At 60.0% G+C, this 15,729-nt stretch carries 17 protein-coding genes; 10 read left to right on the forward strand and 7 right to left on the reverse strand.

The window, feature by feature from the left end:
• Positions 1-38: 38 nt before the first annotated feature.
• The 9 genes from ACR1XV_RS00720 to ACR1XV_RS00760 all read left to right on the forward strand — a co-directional run bounded on the left by ACR1XV_RS00720 (position 39) and on the right by ACR1XV_RS00760 (position 8,399).
• The gene (locus ACR1XV_RS00720; RefSeq protein ID WP_480528347.1) at positions 39-578 is read left to right on the forward strand and encodes a hypothetical protein; all 540 of its coding nucleotides are present in this window, start codon (positions 39-41) and stop codon (positions 576-578) included.
• A gap of 186 nt (positions 579-764) precedes the next feature.
• Entirely contained in the window at positions 765-2,447 is a 1,683-nt protein-coding gene (locus ACR1XV_RS00725; protein WP_480528348.1) for a tryptophan halogenase family protein, read from the forward strand.
• A 152-nt stretch (positions 2,448-2,599) separates the two neighbouring features.
• Positions 2,600-2,890, forward strand: a complete 291-nt coding sequence (locus ACR1XV_RS00730) for a DUF6525 family protein (RefSeq protein WP_480528349.1) — start codon at positions 2,600-2,602, stop codon at positions 2,888-2,890.
• A 267-nt stretch (positions 2,891-3,157) separates the two neighbouring features.
• The gene (gene rpsA, locus ACR1XV_RS00735) at positions 3,158-4,834 is read left to right on the forward strand and encodes a 30S ribosomal protein S1 (protein WP_480528350.1); all 1,677 of its coding nucleotides are present in this window, start codon (positions 3,158-3,160) and stop codon (positions 4,832-4,834) included.
• A gap of 271 nt (positions 4,835-5,105) precedes the next feature.
• Positions 5,106-5,390 carry an integration host factor subunit beta gene (ihfB, locus tag ACR1XV_RS00740; RefSeq protein WP_170671380.1) on the forward strand — a complete coding sequence of 95 codons (285 nt, stop codon included), beginning with the start codon at positions 5,106-5,108 and terminating at the stop codon, positions 5,388-5,390.
• Between the two features lie 7 nt (positions 5,391-5,397).
• Positions 5,398-5,748, forward strand: a complete 351-nt coding sequence (locus ACR1XV_RS00745) for a lipopolysaccharide assembly protein LapA domain-containing protein (protein WP_480529272.1) — start codon at positions 5,398-5,400, stop codon at positions 5,746-5,748.
• A gap of 9 nt (positions 5,749-5,757) precedes the next feature.
• Positions 5,758-6,402, forward strand: coding sequence for a phosphoribosylanthranilate isomerase (locus ACR1XV_RS00750; RefSeq protein WP_480528351.1), 645 nt, complete (start codon positions 5,758-5,760; stop codon positions 6,400-6,402).
• A gap of 71 nt (positions 6,403-6,473) precedes the next feature.
• Positions 6,474-7,721: a tryptophan synthase subunit beta gene (trpB, locus tag ACR1XV_RS00755; RefSeq protein ID WP_480528353.1), complete on the forward strand. Its 1,248-nt coding sequence runs from the start codon at positions 6,474-6,476 to the stop codon at positions 7,719-7,721.
• Positions 7,722-7,769: 48 nt separating this feature from the next.
• The gene (locus ACR1XV_RS00760; RefSeq protein WP_480528354.1) at positions 7,770-8,399 is read left to right on the forward strand and encodes a class I SAM-dependent methyltransferase; all 630 of its coding nucleotides are present in this window, start codon (positions 7,770-7,772) and stop codon (positions 8,397-8,399) included.
• Here the strand turns inward: ACR1XV_RS00760 and ACR1XV_RS00765 are convergent.
• From ACR1XV_RS00765 to ACR1XV_RS00795, 7 genes are all read right to left on the reverse strand, one after another.
• Positions 8,396-8,764 carry a DUF2237 family protein gene (locus ACR1XV_RS00765; RefSeq protein ID WP_480528355.1) on the reverse strand — a complete coding sequence of 123 codons (369 nt, stop codon included), beginning with the start codon at positions 8,762-8,764 and terminating at the stop codon, positions 8,396-8,398. The genes ACR1XV_RS00760 and ACR1XV_RS00765 overlap by 4 nt on opposite strands.
• Before the next feature lie 9 nt (positions 8,765-8,773).
• Positions 8,774-9,937: a serine hydrolase domain-containing protein gene (locus ACR1XV_RS00770; RefSeq protein ID WP_480528356.1), complete on the reverse strand. Its 1,164-nt coding sequence runs from the start codon at positions 9,935-9,937 to the stop codon at positions 8,774-8,776.
• 72 nt (positions 9,938-10,009) lie between these two features.
• Entirely contained in the window at positions 10,010-10,693 is a 684-nt protein-coding gene (gene pth, locus ACR1XV_RS00775) for an aminoacyl-tRNA hydrolase (RefSeq protein ID WP_480528357.1), read from the reverse strand.
• A 130-nt stretch (positions 10,694-10,823) separates the two neighbouring features.
• The gene (locus ACR1XV_RS00780; protein WP_480528358.1) at positions 10,824-11,483 is read right to left on the reverse strand and encodes a 50S ribosomal protein L25/general stress protein Ctc; all 660 of its coding nucleotides are present in this window, start codon (positions 11,481-11,483) and stop codon (positions 10,824-10,826) included.
• A gap of 255 nt (positions 11,484-11,738) precedes the next feature.
• Positions 11,739-12,905 carry an alpha-hydroxy acid oxidase gene (locus ACR1XV_RS00785; RefSeq protein ID WP_480528359.1) on the reverse strand — a complete coding sequence of 389 codons (1,167 nt, stop codon included), beginning with the start codon at positions 12,903-12,905 and terminating at the stop codon, positions 11,739-11,741.
• A gap of 162 nt (positions 12,906-13,067) precedes the next feature.
• On the reverse strand, positions 13,068-13,859 hold the full coding sequence (trpA, locus tag ACR1XV_RS00790; RefSeq protein WP_480528360.1) for a tryptophan synthase subunit alpha: 792 nt from the start codon (positions 13,857-13,859) through the stop codon (positions 13,068-13,070).
• Positions 13,860-13,941: 82 nt separating this feature from the next.
• Entirely contained in the window at positions 13,942-14,427 is a 486-nt protein-coding gene (locus tag ACR1XV_RS00795; protein ID WP_480528361.1) for an acyloxyacyl hydrolase, read from the reverse strand.
• Between the two features lie 202 nt (positions 14,428-14,629).
• Here ACR1XV_RS00795 and ychF point away from each other — a divergent pair, with 202 nt between their 5' ends.
• Positions 14,630-15,727, forward strand: a complete 1,098-nt coding sequence (gene ychF, locus ACR1XV_RS00800) for a redox-regulated ATPase YchF (protein WP_480528363.1) — start codon at positions 14,630-14,632, stop codon at positions 15,725-15,727.
• Positions 15,728-15,729 lie beyond the last annotated feature (2 nt).

Consider the following 15,729-nt stretch of genomic DNA (forward strand, 5'->3'; position numbering starts at 1 on the left):
TGCGCCTATGGTCAAAGGGTCTTTGCAGGAGTGGCCTCATGATCCGTCTCGCCCTTTTTCTGATCTTCACAGCCGGAAGTCTGGCCGCGCAAGAGGCCGCTCCAGAAGGACCGCCCGAGGCCGAACCGCCGATGACTTATGAGCGTCTGGGCAAGATCATCTTCGCCCTCGACCCCGAGGCGCAACCGTTCGGGCCCGGGTTTGAATTAACGGTTTCGGATGTGACGGTGCTGGTTGTCACGGATACCAACGCGGACCGGATGCGAGCGATGATTGCGATCCGAAGCGCCGCCGATTTGTCGCCTGCCGATCTGCAACGCATGATGCAGGCGAATTTCGACAGCACTCTGGATGCGCGCTATGCCATCGCCAACGGTACTTTGTGGGCGGTGTTCATCCATCCGCTATCGTCGCTGCAACGAGATCAGCTGATCTCGGGGCTGGCCCAGACGGTGAATATCGCCAAGACCTATGGCACACTGTATTCCGGCGGCGCGGCAGAATTCGGAGGAGGCGACAGTCAGGACCTGCAGCGCGATCTGATCGAAGAACTGCTGAAAAAGGGTGAGGAAATCTGAACTTTCGCTGGCAGGCGGCCAGCTGGTGACAGGTGCCAGACCACCGCGCCTTAGCCCCTAGCTGAATGCAGGAAAGCTGATATAGTTTCTACCAAGCTAAAAAGGGAAGGCCGTCGCACGAACCCCAAAAACCAAAAAAGGGGCAGGCGGCTACATAATCCCACAAGCCAACAGGGACGAAACTAAATGAACAATCGTTTGAGTAAGATCACCATCGTAGGTGGTGGTACAGCGGGTTGGATGACTGCGCTGATCCTGGACATGGTGTTTTCCCGCACCTCGGCCCCCAAGGACCGCCCGCGGATTTGCCTGATCGAAAGCCCAAATATCTCGACCGTCGGGGTCGGCGAGGCCACAGTGCCGCGCATGCCGGTCACGCTGCGTCAGGCTGGCATCTCCGAGCGGGACTTCTTCCGCGGAACAAATGCCTCGTTCAAGCTGGGGGTGAAGTTCTGCAACTGGAACAAGGACGCCAAGGGCAATCGTATCGATTACGTGAACCCTTTCGCCCATGGTCAGATGCTGGAGGGGCTGGAGGCTGCCGAGTATTTCCTGCGTTTTGGCAACGGGGATCGGGATTTCACACAGTCGATCTCGCCGCATGATGATCTGGCTCGCCTGTGCAAGGGCGCGCGGCAATTGGGCCAGCCCGAGTTTGAGCAGCGGTTTGGCTATGCCTATCATCTGGATGCGGTGAAATTTGCGGGGATGCTGACCAAGCTGTGCACCAAACGCGGTGTCGAGCATATTCAGGACGAAGTGCAAGCGGTTGAACTGGATGAGCAGGGCAATGTCAGCCATCTGATGCTTGAGGGTAAGGGCCGCCATGACATCGAGATGGTCATCGACTGCACCGGTTTCCGGGGGTTGATCATCAACAAGGCCTTGGGCGAGCCGTTCATGGATTATTCGGACTACCTGCCCAACGACCGCGCCATGGCGTTGCAGGTCGAGCATCCGGATCCAAACAAGATCGAAAGCGTCACGCGGTCCACTGCGCTGGGTGCGGGTTGGACGTGGCGGGTGCCTCTCTATAATCGGGTGGGCACGGGGTATGTGTTCTCGTCCGCGCATCGCACGGATGATCAGGCGGCGGATGAATATCTTGAATGGCTGGGGGACAGCGGCAAAGGTCTAACGCCGCGTGTGATCCCGATGCGCATTGGGCGCGTGCGCAACGCATGGGTCAAGAACTGCGTGGCAATCGGTCTGTCCGGCGGGTTTATCGAGCCACTGGAAAGCACCGCGATCCACATGATCGACCACGCCATCCGCTGGTTCGCCGAACATCTTCCCACGCGCGATATCGAGCCGTCCCTGCGGGCGCGGTATAACCGGCAGATGAACAAGATGTATGATGAGGTTCTGGACTTCATCTGCCTGCACTATCGTTTGGGCAACCGTACGGATGATCAATACTGGATCGACGCGCGGACCGAGATGAAGATACCGGACCGGTTGGCCGAAAATCTTGAACTGTGGCAGAACCGCCTGCCGATGGAGCACGATATCGAGTTTGCAACCCTGTTCAATTTCCGGGTCTATCAGACGGTTCTTCTGGGCAAGCAGGTTTACGATACCGGCTATGGTACGGGTATTCGCGACCGTCTGCGGCCACTAAAAAAACCGATCTGGTTCCAGGGGATGAAATCCGCAAAATCTCATCTGGCGCAGGTCTTGAAGGCGATGCCGGATCACAAGACCTTGCTGATGGATATTCGGGGTGAACTGGATCGATCCGCCTTCAAGAAGACGGCAGCTCAGCCGACCGTGGCGATGCCCGGCGCGAAACCCGCCCCGGTGGTGGTTCAGAACATGCCGAACCTTGCTGAAATCCAAAGTGGCGCGAAGGATTTGCAACTGTTCTAGACTGTCCGATCCGCGCGAGAGTCGGTTTTCCTGAAAGAGCGGGCAGGCAGCGGTGCTGAGCTTCTGCCTTGCCCTCCGGATTGGCACAGTTAGCCAAGCGTTGGTTCAATCGCGGTTGTACCCCATGAGTGATATGTGATAACATATCACTCATGACGAGTTCCACACGTAAACAGCGCCGATCAGCTACAGCCCGCAATCTTCGAAGTGACCTGAAGCGTTGCCGTCGGCAGGTCTCTCCAATGAAGATGTACGATACGCTGCCGCAGCCATTGCGCGCGTGGTTGGCGCAGGCTTGCCTGCCGTGGAGCCCGACATCGGCCCTGAAAATCTGGAAACAGTCCGGCGGCAGCGATGATGCAGCGGCTGCGATTGGGCGACTGAATGCAGTCGAGCAGGTGATGCTGCAGCGGGATGCGAAGGTTTGGACGACCAGCAGATGATGCCGACGCAGACCTCGACATCCGACCATGCCTTGGAAATATGGGCTTTGCCCTTGCACGAGATGGGGAATCCGCCTATACGCGCGCTGTCGATACAAGGGCGGTCAACGTCCGGATGACGTTTCTGAGCAGGGCCGGGAAACCTCGGCCCTTTGTGTTTGTTTGCTCAGGGGCTCACCGGGTCACGCCTGACGACATCATGAAACAAGACCGGCGGAGACAACCGCTCGGCCAGTAAAAGCGATATGTAAAGGAAAACAACGCCACATGGCTAACGCATCCATGGAGGAATTCGAAGCCCTCCTGAACGAAAGCTTCGAAATGGACACACCCGAAGAGGGTTCTGTTGTCAAAGGCAAGGTCATCGCTGTCGAAGCGGGTCAGGCCATCATCGACGTCGGCTACAAAATGGAAGGCCGCGTTGATCTGAAAGAATTCGCAAGCCCCGGTGAAGCCCCTGAAATCGCTGTCGGCGATGAGGTTGAGGTTTACCTGCGCGCTGCAGAAAACGCCCGTGGCGAAGCCGTCATCTCGCGCGAGATGGCCCGCCGTGAAGAGGCATGGGACCGTCTGGAAAAAGCATATGCCGACGACCAGCGCGTCGACGGTGCAATCTTTGGCCGCGTCAAAGGTGGCTTCACCGTCGATCTGGGTGGCGCAGTTGCGTTCCTGCCCGGCAGCCAGGTTGATGTGCGCCCCGTGCGCGACGCTGGCCCGCTGATGGGTCTGAAGCAGCCGTTCCAGATTCTGAAAATGGACCGCCGCCGTGGCAACATCGTTGTCTCGCGTCGCGCCATCCTGGAAGAATCGCGTGCCGAACAGCGTGCCGAAGTCATCGGCAACCTGTCCGAAGGTCAGACCGTCGAGGGTGTCGTCAAGAACATCACCGAATACGGTGCATTTGTTGACCTGGGCGGCGTTGACGGTCTGCTACACGTCACCGACATGGCATGGCGCCGTGTGAACCACCCGTCCGAGATCCTGACGATCGGCGAAACCATCAAGGTTCAGGTCATCAAGATCAACAAAGAGACCCACCGCATCAGCCTTGGCATGAAGCAGTTGCAGGAAGATCCGTGGGATCTTGTTGCTGCGAAATACCCGCTGGGCTCGGTCCATCAGGGTCGCGTCACCAACATCACCGACTACGGCGCGTTCGTCGAGCTGGAAGCCGGTGTCGAAGGTCTGGTGCACGTGTCCGAGATGTCCTGGACCAAGAAAAACGTCCACCCCGGCAAGATCGTTTCGACCAGCCAGGAAGTCGACGTCATGGTTCTGGAAATCGACGGCGCCAAGCGTCGCGTGTCTCTGGGCCTCAAGCAGACCATGCGCAACCCATGGGAAGTGTTTGCAGAAACACACCCCGAGGGCACCGAGGTCGAAGGCGAAGTCAAGAACATCACCGAATTCGGTCTGTTCATCGGCCTCGAAGGCGACATCGACGGCATGGTTCACCTGTCGGACCTGTCGTGGGACGAGCGTGGTGAGGATGCGATCCAGAACTACCGCAAAGGCGACGTCGTTCAGGCGGTTGTCTCGGAAGTGGACGTCGAGAAAGAGCGTATCTCGCTGTCGATCAAAGCCCTGGGCGGTGACAAGTTCGCCGAAGCCGTGGGCGGCGTGAAGCGTGGTTCGGTCATCACCGTCGAAGTCACCGCGATCGAAGATGGCGGCATCGAGGTCGAGTATGAAGGCATGAAGTCGTTCATCCGTCGTTCGGACCTGAGCCGTGACCGTGCTGAACAGCGCCCCGAGCGTTTCTCGGTCGGTGACAAGGTCGACGTTCGTGTCACCAACGTCGACAGCAAGACCCGCCGTCTGGGCCTGTCGATCAAGGCACGCGAAATCGCCGAAGAGAAAGAGGCCGTGGAACAGTACGGTTCTTCCGACTCGGGTGCATCGCTGGGCGATATCCTGGGTGCGGCGCTGAAATCGGGCGACTAAGTTCGGGCCGCAGCCCAAGCCGAATCTACGGCCCCGCGCTGATGCGCGGGGCCGTTTTTGTTGCGAATCAATATGTTCCGATTTCCCGACATAATTGGCGCTAGGTTCGCTCAATACGTGTGAAAAACGGGCTCACTGGCGAAAAATTGCGTGAGATTGCCACAATTAGAACCCTGAACGCACAGAGTTTACGTTCCCCCGAACCGGGTTTTTTCTTATACTGTCCAGAACAATAGGCTTGATAAACCGGTCGCCTGGGAGGGTAACACGCATGATCCGTTCAGAACTGATTCAGAAAATCGCCGATGAGAACCCGCATCTTTATCAGCGCGATGTCGAGCGGATCGTGAACACTGTGTTCGAAGAAGTCACCGATGCCATGTCTCGCGGCGACCGGGTCGAGCTGCGCGGTTTCGGCGCATTCTCGGTGAAAAAGCGCGACGCGCGGATCGGGCGCAACCCGCGGACCGGCGAGACCGTGCAGGTCGAAGAAAAATGTGTGCCGTTTTTCAAGACCGGCAAGTTGCTAAGGGACCGTTTGAACGGTAAAGCGTGATCCCATGATGCGCTATATCCGCTACGCTTTTCTTGGAGTTCTGGGGATCGTTCTGGTCTCGATCTCGCTGGCCAACCGGCAGATGGTGGAACTCAAGCTGATGCCCGACACGCTGTCCGAGCTTGTGGGCTTTAACTTCAGCATCTCGCTGCCGCTGTTTGTGGTGGTTCTGGGTGGTGTCGTGGCCGGTCTGGTCATCGGCTTCCTGTGGGAATGGCTGCGCGAACACAAGCATCGCCGCGATGCCTCGGCCAAAACCGGCGAGGTGCGCAAGCTTGAGCGTGAGGTCAAGAAGCTCAAGAAAAAGCAGCAGAAGGATCAGGACGACGTTCTGGCGCTGCTGGATGAGGCAAGCTGAGATCATCCGATGCCGGACGACATTGCTGTCAAAATCTGCGGGCTGACGGCCCCGGACCATGTGCGCGCCGCAGCGGATGCGGGCGCGCGGTATCTTGGGTTCAACTTCTTTCCGAAATCGCCGCGCTATGTGTCGCCTGAACAGGCGGCAGCGTTGATGGGGCCCGTGCCGGTTGGCGTTGCCAAGGTGGCGCTGGTGGTGAACGCCTCGGATGATCTGCTCGACAGCATTACCGGCGCGGCCCCGTTCGATATGTTGCAGTTGCATGGCGGCGAAAGCGTCGACCGCGTGCGCGAGATCAAGGGCCGCCATGGCCTGCCGGTGATGAAGGTGATCGGCGTGGCCGAGGCCGCCGATCTGGCGGCGATCGACAGCTATAGCGAGGTGGCCGACCAGCTACTGATCGACGCCAAGGCACCCAAGAATGCGGTTCTGCCGGGTGGAAACGGGTTGGCGTTCGACTGGCGCTTGCTGGCCGGGCGCAAATACTGGCGCAAGCCGTGGATGCTGGCGGGCGGCCTGAACCCCGACAACGTGGCCGAGGCGATCCGCATGACCGGGGCGCGTCAGGTCGATGTGGCCTCGGGCGTCGAAAGCGCCCCCGGGGTCAAGGATGCAGGCCTGATCCGGGCGTTCATCGACGCAGCCCAGTGATCGGGGCAGTTTGCGATGGCAAAACCCGCCGCTACCCCATATGAACAACGGGCAGACTGACGGAGACCCCAATGGCCAACGATCTTTTCAATTCCTTCATGTCCGGCCCCGACGAACAGGGCCGTTTCGGCATCTTCGGTGGACGGTTCGTCAGCGAAACGCTGATGCCGCTGATCCTGTCGCTGGAAGAGGAATATGACAAAGCCAAGGATGATCCGACCTTCTGGGCCGAGATGGACGATCTGTGGGCGAACTACGTGGGGCGCCCCTCACCTCTGTACTACGCCGAACGCCTGACCGAGCATCTGGGCGGGGCGAAGATCTATCTGAAACGCGATGAGTTGAACCATACCGGCGCGCATAAGATCAACAACGTGCTGGGCCAGATCATTCTGGCCCGCCGCATGGGCAAGACCCGGATCATCGCCGAAACCGGAGCCGGGCAGCATGGTGTGGCCACTGCCACTGTTTGCGCCAAGTTCGGTCTGAAATGCATCGTCTATATGGGTGCCCATGACGTGCAGCGTCAGGCACCCAACGTGTTCCGTATGCGTCTGCTGGGGGCCGAGGTGATCCCTGTGACCTCGGGCCGTGGCACGTTAAAAGACGCGATGAACGACGCCCTGCGCGATTGGGTGACGAATGTGCGTGACACGTTTTACTGCATCGGCACTGTGGCCGGTCCGCACCCGTACCCGGCGATGGTCCGCGACTTCCAGTCGATCATCGGCAAGGAAGCCAAGGAGCAGATGATGAAGGCCGAGGGCCGTCTGCCCGACACCATCATCGCCGCCATCGGAGGCGGCTCGAACGCGATGGGCCTGTTCTACCCCTTCCTCGACGACAAGGATGTGAACATCATCGGTGTCGAAGCGGGCGGCAAGGGTGTGAACGAGAAGATGGAGCATTGCGCCTCGCTGACCGGCGGTCGTCCGGGTGTGCTGCATGGCAACCGCACCTATCTGTTGCAGGACGACGATGGGCAGATTCTGGAAGGTTATTCGATCTCGGCGGGGCTCGATTACCCCGGCATCGGGCCTGAACATTCCTGGCTGAACGACATTGGCCGCGCCAACTATGTCTCGATCACCGACAAAGAGGCGCTGGAGGCGTTCCAACTGTGCTGCGCGACCGAAGGCATCATCCCCGCGCTGGAGCCCAGCCATGCGCTGGCGCATGTGATGAAGATTGCGCCCGATCTGCCCAAAGATCACCTGATCTGCATGAATATGTGCGGGCGAGGGGATAAGGATGTGCAGACCGTGGCGCGGTATCTGAACTTCGATATGTCCGACACCGAAGGCCGGGCCGCCGACTGATCGCCGCCGGGCTTTGCGCCTTTGGGGAAATGTGCCAGTCTGCCCGATATGTGCAGCGCATCCTCAAAGGCCAACGGGCATCTTGACCGGAAATATGACAAGGCCGCCCCCGGCTGGGCGGACAAGATGCGGCTGCTTGGGTATTTTGATGCCTATCTGGGCTTTCTGTCATCCGCCCCTCAGGCATATCTGGGCCTGAACGCGCTGGATATCGGCTGCGGCACCGGCGCTTTTGCCGAGGCACGCGCGGTTGCGCAGCCCAACGGGCGGATCACGTTGCTGGAGCCTTCGGCCCGGATGCTGCAACTGGCGCAATCGGCGCTGCAACATAGGGGCATCGCCGCCGACACGGTGCAGACCCGTCTGGAAGAGTTTCAGCCCCCTTCGCGTTTCGACTGCCTGCTGGCCGCGCATGTGCTGGAACATTGCGCTGATCCGGTCGCAGCGCTGCGCCGGATGCGCGATCTGGCGGAACCCGGGGCCGCGCTGTGGCTGGTCGTCAGCAAGCCGCACTGGTGCAATGCAATCATCTGGTTTCAGTGGCGACATCGCACCTATCGCCCGGATGTGGTGGCCGACATGCTGACCCGCACCGGGTGGGCCTTGCAGGCGGAACACGGCTTTCCCGCAGGACCACCCTCGCGCACGTCCCGAGGATATCTGGCCCGCGCCGCCTAGCTCTGCTGTGTCTTCAGAACCGCCAGTGGAACGATGTCCAGCGCCCGTTGATGGGTGGCCTCTAACCGCACCATCGGCGCGCAACCTTCGTCATGGGCCTGCAGAAACCGCCCGGCGCACAGACACCAGCTGTCGCCGGGTTTCAGGCCCGGAAAGTCGAACTCTGGGCGCGGGGTGCTCAGGTCGTTGCCGACATATTTGGAAAAGGCCAGAAACTCGGCCGTCATCACCGCGCAGACCGTATGGCTGCCCTGATCCTCGGGGCAGGTGTTGCAGGCCCCGTCACGGAAAAAACCGGTCAGAGGATCGCGCGAGCAGGGCTCCAGCACGCCGCCCAGTACGTTGATGCTGTCTTGCTTCTGCATGGCCTCACCTTACAGGCTTTGCGCGATGTTGCGGAAGATTTCGACATTCTGGGCGCTGACGCCCGGTTCACGGAACTTGCGGTCGGCACCTGTGGTCACGATCAGAACGCCCCGCGCCTGATCACAATAGATGTACTGGCCATAGACGCCACGTGCCAGAAACTCGCCCTCATGCGCGCCAACCGGTATCCACCACTGATAACCATAGCCGATCTTACCTGGTTCGGTCGGCGCGCTGGGCCAGGTCGATTCGGCAATCCAATCGGCGGGAACCACCTGCACACCGTCGCGCACCCCGTTCTGCAGGATCATCTGCCCAAATCGGGCAAAATCGCGGGTAGTAAAGTTCAGACCACCCAGCACGAAGGCCACGCCTGCACCATCGGTGATGTAGTAGCCGTCCCGCTCCAACCCCAGCGGTTCGATGATCTTTTCGGTCAGCAACTCGGCCACGCTGCGCCCCGTGGCACCGCGAATGACCATCCCGATCACATGGGTGTCGATCGACACATATTGCCATGTCTCGCCCGGTGTCGTGAAACTGTCTTGCAATGAGGCTGCAAAATCGTCCAACGCTCCGCCCAAAGCCACGACCCGCCCCATCCGGTTGATGTCGGAGTTATAGTCCAGATAGTCCTCGTCGAAGGTCACGCCGCTGGCCATGTTCAACACATTGCGGATCGTCGCCGTTTCATAGGCGCTGCCTTTCAGGGCAGGCGCATATTGCACGACCGGGTCATCCAGCGACGCAATCGCGCCCTCGGCCATCAGGATGCCGAACAGGGCCGACAGATAGCTTTTGGCGACCGACCACGAGATCCGGCGATCCTCGGGGCCGGTGCCCAGATAGTATTCTTCGAACCGGATCTCGCCGTTCTGCATCACCAGCAGAGAGGTCACCGCACGATCGTCGATCCATTGATCCGTTCCTGCGGGCAGATCAAAGCCGGAGCCATAGGGCAGCTCCCATGTCGGGCCGGTGCCGCGGGGCAGGTCGACGGTCAGGAAAGCCTCATCCATATGCGAGAAGTTGTGAACGATCTTTTCCTCGGAAAACAAAGAGTTCACGGCCATCAGCCGCTGAATCTCTTCGCGTTTCCAAACCCCGACGACAATTGCCGCCAGCGCCAAAGCCAGCGTGATACGCAACAGCCATTTTAGAACCGATCTCATACGATGCCTCCCAATGTCCCGGCCATTGGACCCCGGTCCGGTCCGCTGCGCAATCGCTACGTGGCGGCACGCCTACCTGAACTTGTCCAGAAGCTTCTGCATCGGAGAACGCTCGTCCGGCGCTGGTTCGGTGTCAGGTACGGCCTTGGGCGTGGTATCGGCCTTAGCGGGTGATTTCGAAGACCGGGGCGGTGCGGTGCGCAGCGCGACCGCATTCATGAACTTGCCGCTCTCGTCCGCAGCCAGATGGGCCGCCCCGTCCGAGACGCCACGCAGAACATCCTCCAACCACTCGGAATCGGCCTTGGCAAAATCGCTGAGCACGTAGGGCGAGACCATCTCTTTCCGCCCCGGATGACCGATCCCCAGACGCACGCGGTCATAGGCCGGGCTGATATGTTGGTGGATCGAGCGTAGGCCATTGTGCCCAGCATGGCCCCCGCCGGCCTTCACGCGGACCTTTCCGGGGGCCAGATCCAACTCGTCATGAAAGACGGTGACATCCGTTGAATCCAGCTTGTAGAAGCGCATCGCCTCACCCACCGACTGACCCGAGCGGTTCATGAAGGTCTGCGGTTTCAGCAACAGAACTTTCTCGCCTCCAAGGCGGCCTTCGGACAGTTCGGCCTGAAACTTGGATTTCCAAGGGCCAAAGCTGTGGTCCTCGGCGATGCGGTCCAGCGCCATGAAGCCGATATTGTGCCGGTTGCGGGCGTATTTCTGACCCGGGTTTCCCAAACCGACAAACAGTTTCATCATCTCGTCCTAAGCCCTATCGCACCTTGGGGTGATGACATGAAACGCACACCATTTTCTAGCCCAACCCGGCCACAAAAAAACGGGGCCACGTCGGGGCCCCGTTTCAATTTCCGGACTTGGTCCGAACTTATTCTTCGGCTTGGTCCTCGCCGATGACTTCAACTTCATCAGCTGCGACTTCACCGTCTTCACCCTCTTCATCGTCACTGGACGCCAGACCGGTCGGGGCCGAGACGTTGGCGATCACGAAGTCACGGTCGATGGTCGGCTTGGTGCCGCCCGGCAGGTCAACCGACGAAATGGTGACAACGTCGTTGATCTCCATGCCAGTCAGATCAACGGTGATTTTCTCGGGGATGTCACCCGCGGTGCAAACCAGTTCGACCTCAGGGCGGACAACGGTCAGAACGCCGCCCTTCTTGATGCCGGGGGCCGCTTCTTCGTTGACGAATTCAACCGGGATGAACAGCGCGATCTTGGTGGTCCGGCGCAGACGCATCAGGTCCAGGTGGGTCGGCAGGTCCTTGACGACGTCACGCTGAACGTCGCGGCAGATGACGCGGACGTCTTCGTGGCCTTCAACCTTCAGGTTCCACAGGGTCGACTTGAACCGGCCCGCTTTCAGACGCTTGAACAGAACGTTGAACGGGATCTGGATCGGCAGCGGCTCTTTGTCGCCACCAAATACAATGCCCGGAACCATGCCGTCGCGGCGTGCCTGACGAGCGGCGCCCTTGCCTGTCCCCGTCCGTTCCAGAGCTACGAGATCAGGAATCTCTCCAGCCATGATAATTCTCCAATGTTAGGGCGGGCATCCTCCAAGGCTGTATGCCCGCGTGAAGCCGCGTCCTTAGCTTGATTCATCCAGATTGGAAAGGGGTTTTTGCCCAGCTGTGATTTTTGCGAGGCTCTGCCTCGCGCTCCGGGATATTTATAGCCAGATGAAGATCGGATCCCCTGCTTCATCTGGCCAAAAATATCCCGGGGGAGTCGCCCGCAGGGCGGCGGGGGCAGCGCCCCCATCCTTGGGTCCGGCAAGCGGTCAGGCTTGCCAGCGACCGCCAAAATCCTCGGGGATCAGCAGGTTGTGACGCCCCAGATTGACCACGTCTCGTTCTCCGCACAAGGCCATGGTTGTGTCGAGTTCCTTCTGGATCACTTCCAGCGCGGTTGTCACGCCTTTCTGACCCATCGCACCCAGACCGTAAACAAAGGCGCGGCCGATGAAAGTGCCCTTGGCCCCAAGTGCCAGTGCCTTCAAGACATCTTGGCCCGAGCGGATGCCGCTGTCGAGGTGCACTTCGACGTCACCGCCGACTGCGTCCATAATCTCGGGCAGGACCCGGATCGAACTGAGCGCCCCGTCCAGTTGCCGTCCGCCGTGGTTCGAGACCACAATCGCGTCAGCCCCCAGCTTGGCCGCCATCTTGGCATCCTCGGCGTCCAGAATGCCCTTGAGGATGACCTTGCCGCCCCATTGCTCCATCAGTTTCTCGACCTTGCCCCAGTCCAGGCTGGGGTCGAACTGTTCCGCCGTCCATGTGCCCAGCGATCTGGTGTCGGTGACATTGTGGACATGGCCCACGATATTGCCGAATTCCCTGCGTTTGGCCCCCAGCATCTCGATGCCCCAGGCCCATTTTGTCATCAGGTTGGCGATGGTCTTGGGGGTCAGCTTTGGCGGGGCGGACAGGCCGTTCTTCAGGTCCTTGTGGCGCTGACCTAGAATCTGCAGGTCCAGCGTGATGACGAGCGCAGAACATTTGGCGTCCTTGGCCCGCTGGATCAATCGTCCGACATAGTCCTGATCCTTCATCGTATATAGCTGAAACCAGAACGGTGCCGAGGTGCTCTCGGCCACATCTTCGATGGAATTGATCGACATCGTGGACAGCGTGAAGGGCACGCCAAAGGCCTCGGCGGCTTTGGCCGCTTTGATCTCGCCATCCGCGTGCTGCATGCCTGTAAGGCCAACGGGGGCCAGTGCGACCGGCATCGAGACATCCTGCCCGATCATTTGCGACGCGGTGGTACGCCCGGTCATGTCCACCGCAACCCGCTGGCGCAGGCGGATGTCGTCGAAATCTGAGCTGTTGTCGCGGAAGGTCTGTTCTGTCCAGCTGCCGCTTTCGGCGTAGTCGTAGAACATCCGCGGGACGCGGCGTTCGTAGATGCGTTTGAGATCTTCGATATTCGTAATCACGGGCATGAAATCGGGCCTCTGCTGGATTGGTTAAGTTTCTTTACCAATTTATGCGACCCTTCGCAACATGGATTGGATGCGGTCGGTTGCCGCGCGCGCAATAGAAAGCCCCAGCAGGCAGATCGCCTGCTGGGGCTTGTCAGAATTTCCCGGGATTCAGTCGGATTGTCAGGCCGAATGGGCACCATCGGCCAGAGATTTGACGAAGTCGAGCACCTCGGCCACTGGCTTGCCTGCGCCGATCTGGCTGACAATGGCCGAGCCGACCACCGCGCCGTCGGCCACACTGGCAATCGCGCGCGACTTGTCGGGGGTGTTGATGCCAAATCCGACGATGACCGGAAGATCGGTTTGCGCCTTGATCCGCGATACCTCGGGGCCGACATCGGTGGCCTGCGCCTCGGCGGCACCAGTGATGCCAGTGATCGACACATAATAGACGAAGCCCGATGTGTTCTGCAGCACGCGGGGCAGGCGTTTGTCATCGGTGGTGGGGGTCGCCAGCCGGATGAAGTTCAACCCGGCGGCCTGTGCGGGCAGGCACAGCTCAGCATCCTCTTCGGGGGGCAGGTCGACGACGATCAGCCCGTCGATACCGGCGGCCTTGGCGTCGTCGAGGAATGCCTCGACACCCCGGCTGTAGATCGGATTGTAGTAACCCATTAGCACGATCGGCGTCGTATCGTCAGTCTCGCGAAAGGCACGGGCCAGATCCAGCGTGCGCTGCAGCGTCATGCCGCAATCCAGCGCGCGCTGGCCGGCAGCCTGAATGGTCGGGCCATCGGCCATCGGATCGGTGAACGGCAGGCCCAGTTCGATCACGTCGACGCCTGCGCCGGGTAGCCCCTTTACCACCTCAAGCGAGGTCTCGTAATCTGGATCGCCCGCCATGACATAGGCAACAAAGGCCTTCTTTCCTTCGGCTTTCAAAGCGGCGAATTTGGCGTCGATACGGGTCATCGGAAGTCCTTGCACACGAGGTTTCGACCTGATGTGCAGAAACTTTCGACGAAAATCAATCCCGCTTGGGGGGGGCGCGGCTTCAGAAGGCGTAGTGATAGCGCAGGAACACGGCATTCACGCCGGGGTTGTCATCCTGCGTGCTGGCGTTCGAGATATGGGTGATCGCTACCGAGACCTTGTTGCCACTGTCCAGCTCATAGCCAAGCCCCAGAAGGCTGCGGATCTGGAAATCGCCACCCAGATCGTTCGCGGTGTTCGATTCGTTATAGTAGCCCGGGAACACGCTCCCTTCGACGAACCAGCGGTCCGCAAAGCTGTAGAGACCGACCAGACCGGCACCCAGATGGGTGTCTCCGTCTGTGTCGACGGTCAGGGCTGCGCCCCAGGTTGCGCTGAACCGGGTCGCCTCATGAAAGGGGCGGTGCTGGTATTCCAGCGAAAAGACAGCCTGATCATCGGCCGAGCCTGCCGAGTAATCTGCATACCCTGCGCCAAAGATCACAGATTGTGCCTGCGCCGCGCCTGCTGCTGCCAGGGTAAATGCCAAAACAAGAAGGGATTTCATCGTCACTACCACGTCCGTCGTTTATTCTGATTTTATCTATTGGTGACCATAAGTGCGTGTTTTCAATGCGCGCAAGAACACAATGTGATCCCGATTTCGTGATGTGGCCGATTGGACTCGGCTGGTGATCGGACCCCAGCGCCTTGCGCATCGACCCGGACCTGCATAGAAGCAGCGCTCGTACGGTATTCAGGAGGCCGCAATGGGCTTTAAGATGGGAATCGTGGGTCTGCCGAATGTTGGCAAGTCGACCCTCTTCAACGCGCTGACCAAGACCGCCGCTGCGCAGGCGGCGAACTTCCCGTTCTGCACCATCGAGCCCAATGTGGGCGATGTGGCCGTGCCTGACGCGCGGCTGGACAAGCTGGCGGCGATTGCGTCGTCCAAGCAGATCATCCCGACGCGGATGACCTTTGTGGATATCGCAGGTCTGGTCAAAGGCGCCTCAAAAGGTGAGGGGCTGGGCAATCAGTTTCTGGCCAACATCCGCGAGACGGACGCCATCGCCCATGTGCTGCGCTGTTTCGAAGACGGCGACGTGACCCATGTGGATGGCCGGGTCGATCCCGTGGCCGATGCCGACACCATCGAGACCGAACTGATGCTGGCCGATCTCGAGAGCATCGAAAAGCGCCGCGCCAATCTGGTGCGCAAGCTCAAGGGCAACGACAAGGAAGCGCAGCAGCAGGATCGCCTGCTGGCGACGGCGCAAGAGATGCTGGAAAGCGGCAAGCCCGCGCGTCTGGTCGAGGTCAGCGACGAAGACGCAAAGGCCTGGAAGATGCTGCAGCTTCTGACCACCAAGCCGGTCTTGTACGTCTGCAACGTGTCCGAGGAAGAAGCCGCCGAGGGCAATGAATACTCAGCCCGCGTGGCCGAGATGGCGGCCGAACAGGGCAACGCGCATGTCATCATCAGTGCCAAGATCGAAGAAGAGATCAGCCTGCTGGAAGAGGACGAAGCGCAGATGTTCCTCGAGGAAATGGGGCTGGAAGAGGCGGGCCTCGACCGTCTGATCCGCGCGGGATACGACCTGCTGAAGCTTGAGACCTATTTCACCGTCGGCCCGAAGGAAGCGCGCGCCTGGACCATTCGGATCGGCACCGCTGCGCCGCAGGCCGCGGGTGTCATCCACGGGGATTTCGAAAAAGGTTTCATCCGTGCCGAAACCATCGCCTATGACGACTACATCGCGGCGAATGGCGAACAGGGCGCGAAAGAGGCCGGCAAGATGCGGGCCGAGGGGAAGGGCTATATCGTCCGCGATGGCGACGTGATGCACTTCCTGTTTAACACCTGACG

The sequence above is a fragment of the Ruegeria sp. AD2(2025) genome (assembly GCF_056542385.1).

What these genes read in the sequence shown, in the direction of transcription:
- pth (WP_480528357.1), bottom strand. Translation starts at nt 10,693, where the DNA reads ATGAAACTGTTTGTCGGTTTGGGAAACCCGGGTCAGAAATACGCCCGC.
- ACR1XV_RS00720 (WP_480528347.1), top strand. Translation starts at nt 39, where the DNA reads ATGATCCGTCTCGCCCTTTTTCTGATCTTCACAGCCGGAAGTCTGGCC.
- ACR1XV_RS00765 (WP_480528355.1), bottom strand. Translation starts at nt 8,764, where the DNA reads ATGCAGAAGCAAGACAGCATCAACGTACTGGGCGGCGTGCTGGAGCCC.
- ACR1XV_RS00725 (WP_480528348.1), top strand. Translation starts at nt 765, where the DNA reads ATGAACAATCGTTTGAGTAAGATCACCATCGTAGGTGGTGGTACAGCG.
- ACR1XV_RS00750 (WP_480528351.1), top strand. Translation starts at nt 5,758, where the DNA reads ATGCCGGACGACATTGCTGTCAAAATCTGCGGGCTGACGGCCCCGGAC.
- ACR1XV_RS00770 (WP_480528356.1), bottom strand. Translation starts at nt 9,937, where the DNA reads ATGAGATCGGTTCTAAAATGGCTGTTGCGTATCACGCTGGCTTTGGCG.
- ACR1XV_RS00780 (WP_480528358.1), bottom strand. Translation starts at nt 11,483, where the DNA reads ATGGCTGGAGAGATTCCTGATCTCGTAGCTCTGGAACGGACGGGGACA.
- trpB (WP_480528353.1), top strand. Translation starts at nt 6,474, where the DNA reads ATGGCCAACGATCTTTTCAATTCCTTCATGTCCGGCCCCGACGAACAG.
- rpsA (WP_480528350.1), top strand. Translation starts at nt 3,158, where the DNA reads ATGGCTAACGCATCCATGGAGGAATTCGAAGCCCTCCTGAACGAAAGC.
- ACR1XV_RS00785 (WP_480528359.1), bottom strand. Translation starts at nt 12,905, where the DNA reads ATGCCCGTGATTACGAATATCGAAGATCTCAAACGCATCTACGAACGC.
- ACR1XV_RS00745 (WP_480529272.1), top strand. Translation starts at nt 5,398, where the DNA reads ATGCGCTATATCCGCTACGCTTTTCTTGGAGTTCTGGGGATCGTTCTG.
- ACR1XV_RS00795 (WP_480528361.1), bottom strand. Translation starts at nt 14,427, where the DNA reads ATGAAATCCCTTCTTGTTTTGGCATTTACCCTGGCAGCAGCAGGCGCG.
- ychF (WP_480528363.1), top strand. Translation starts at nt 14,630, where the DNA reads ATGGGCTTTAAGATGGGAATCGTGGGTCTGCCGAATGTTGGCAAGTCG.
- trpA (WP_480528360.1), bottom strand. Translation starts at nt 13,859, where the DNA reads ATGACCCGTATCGACGCCAAATTCGCCGCTTTGAAAGCCGAAGGAAAG.
- ACR1XV_RS00730 (WP_480528349.1), top strand. Translation starts at nt 2,600, where the DNA reads ATGACGAGTTCCACACGTAAACAGCGCCGATCAGCTACAGCCCGCAAT.
- ACR1XV_RS00760 (WP_480528354.1), top strand. Translation starts at nt 7,770, where the DNA reads ATGTGCAGCGCATCCTCAAAGGCCAACGGGCATCTTGACCGGAAATAT.
- ihfB (WP_170671380.1), top strand. Translation starts at nt 5,106, where the DNA reads ATGATCCGTTCAGAACTGATTCAGAAAATCGCCGATGAGAACCCGCAT.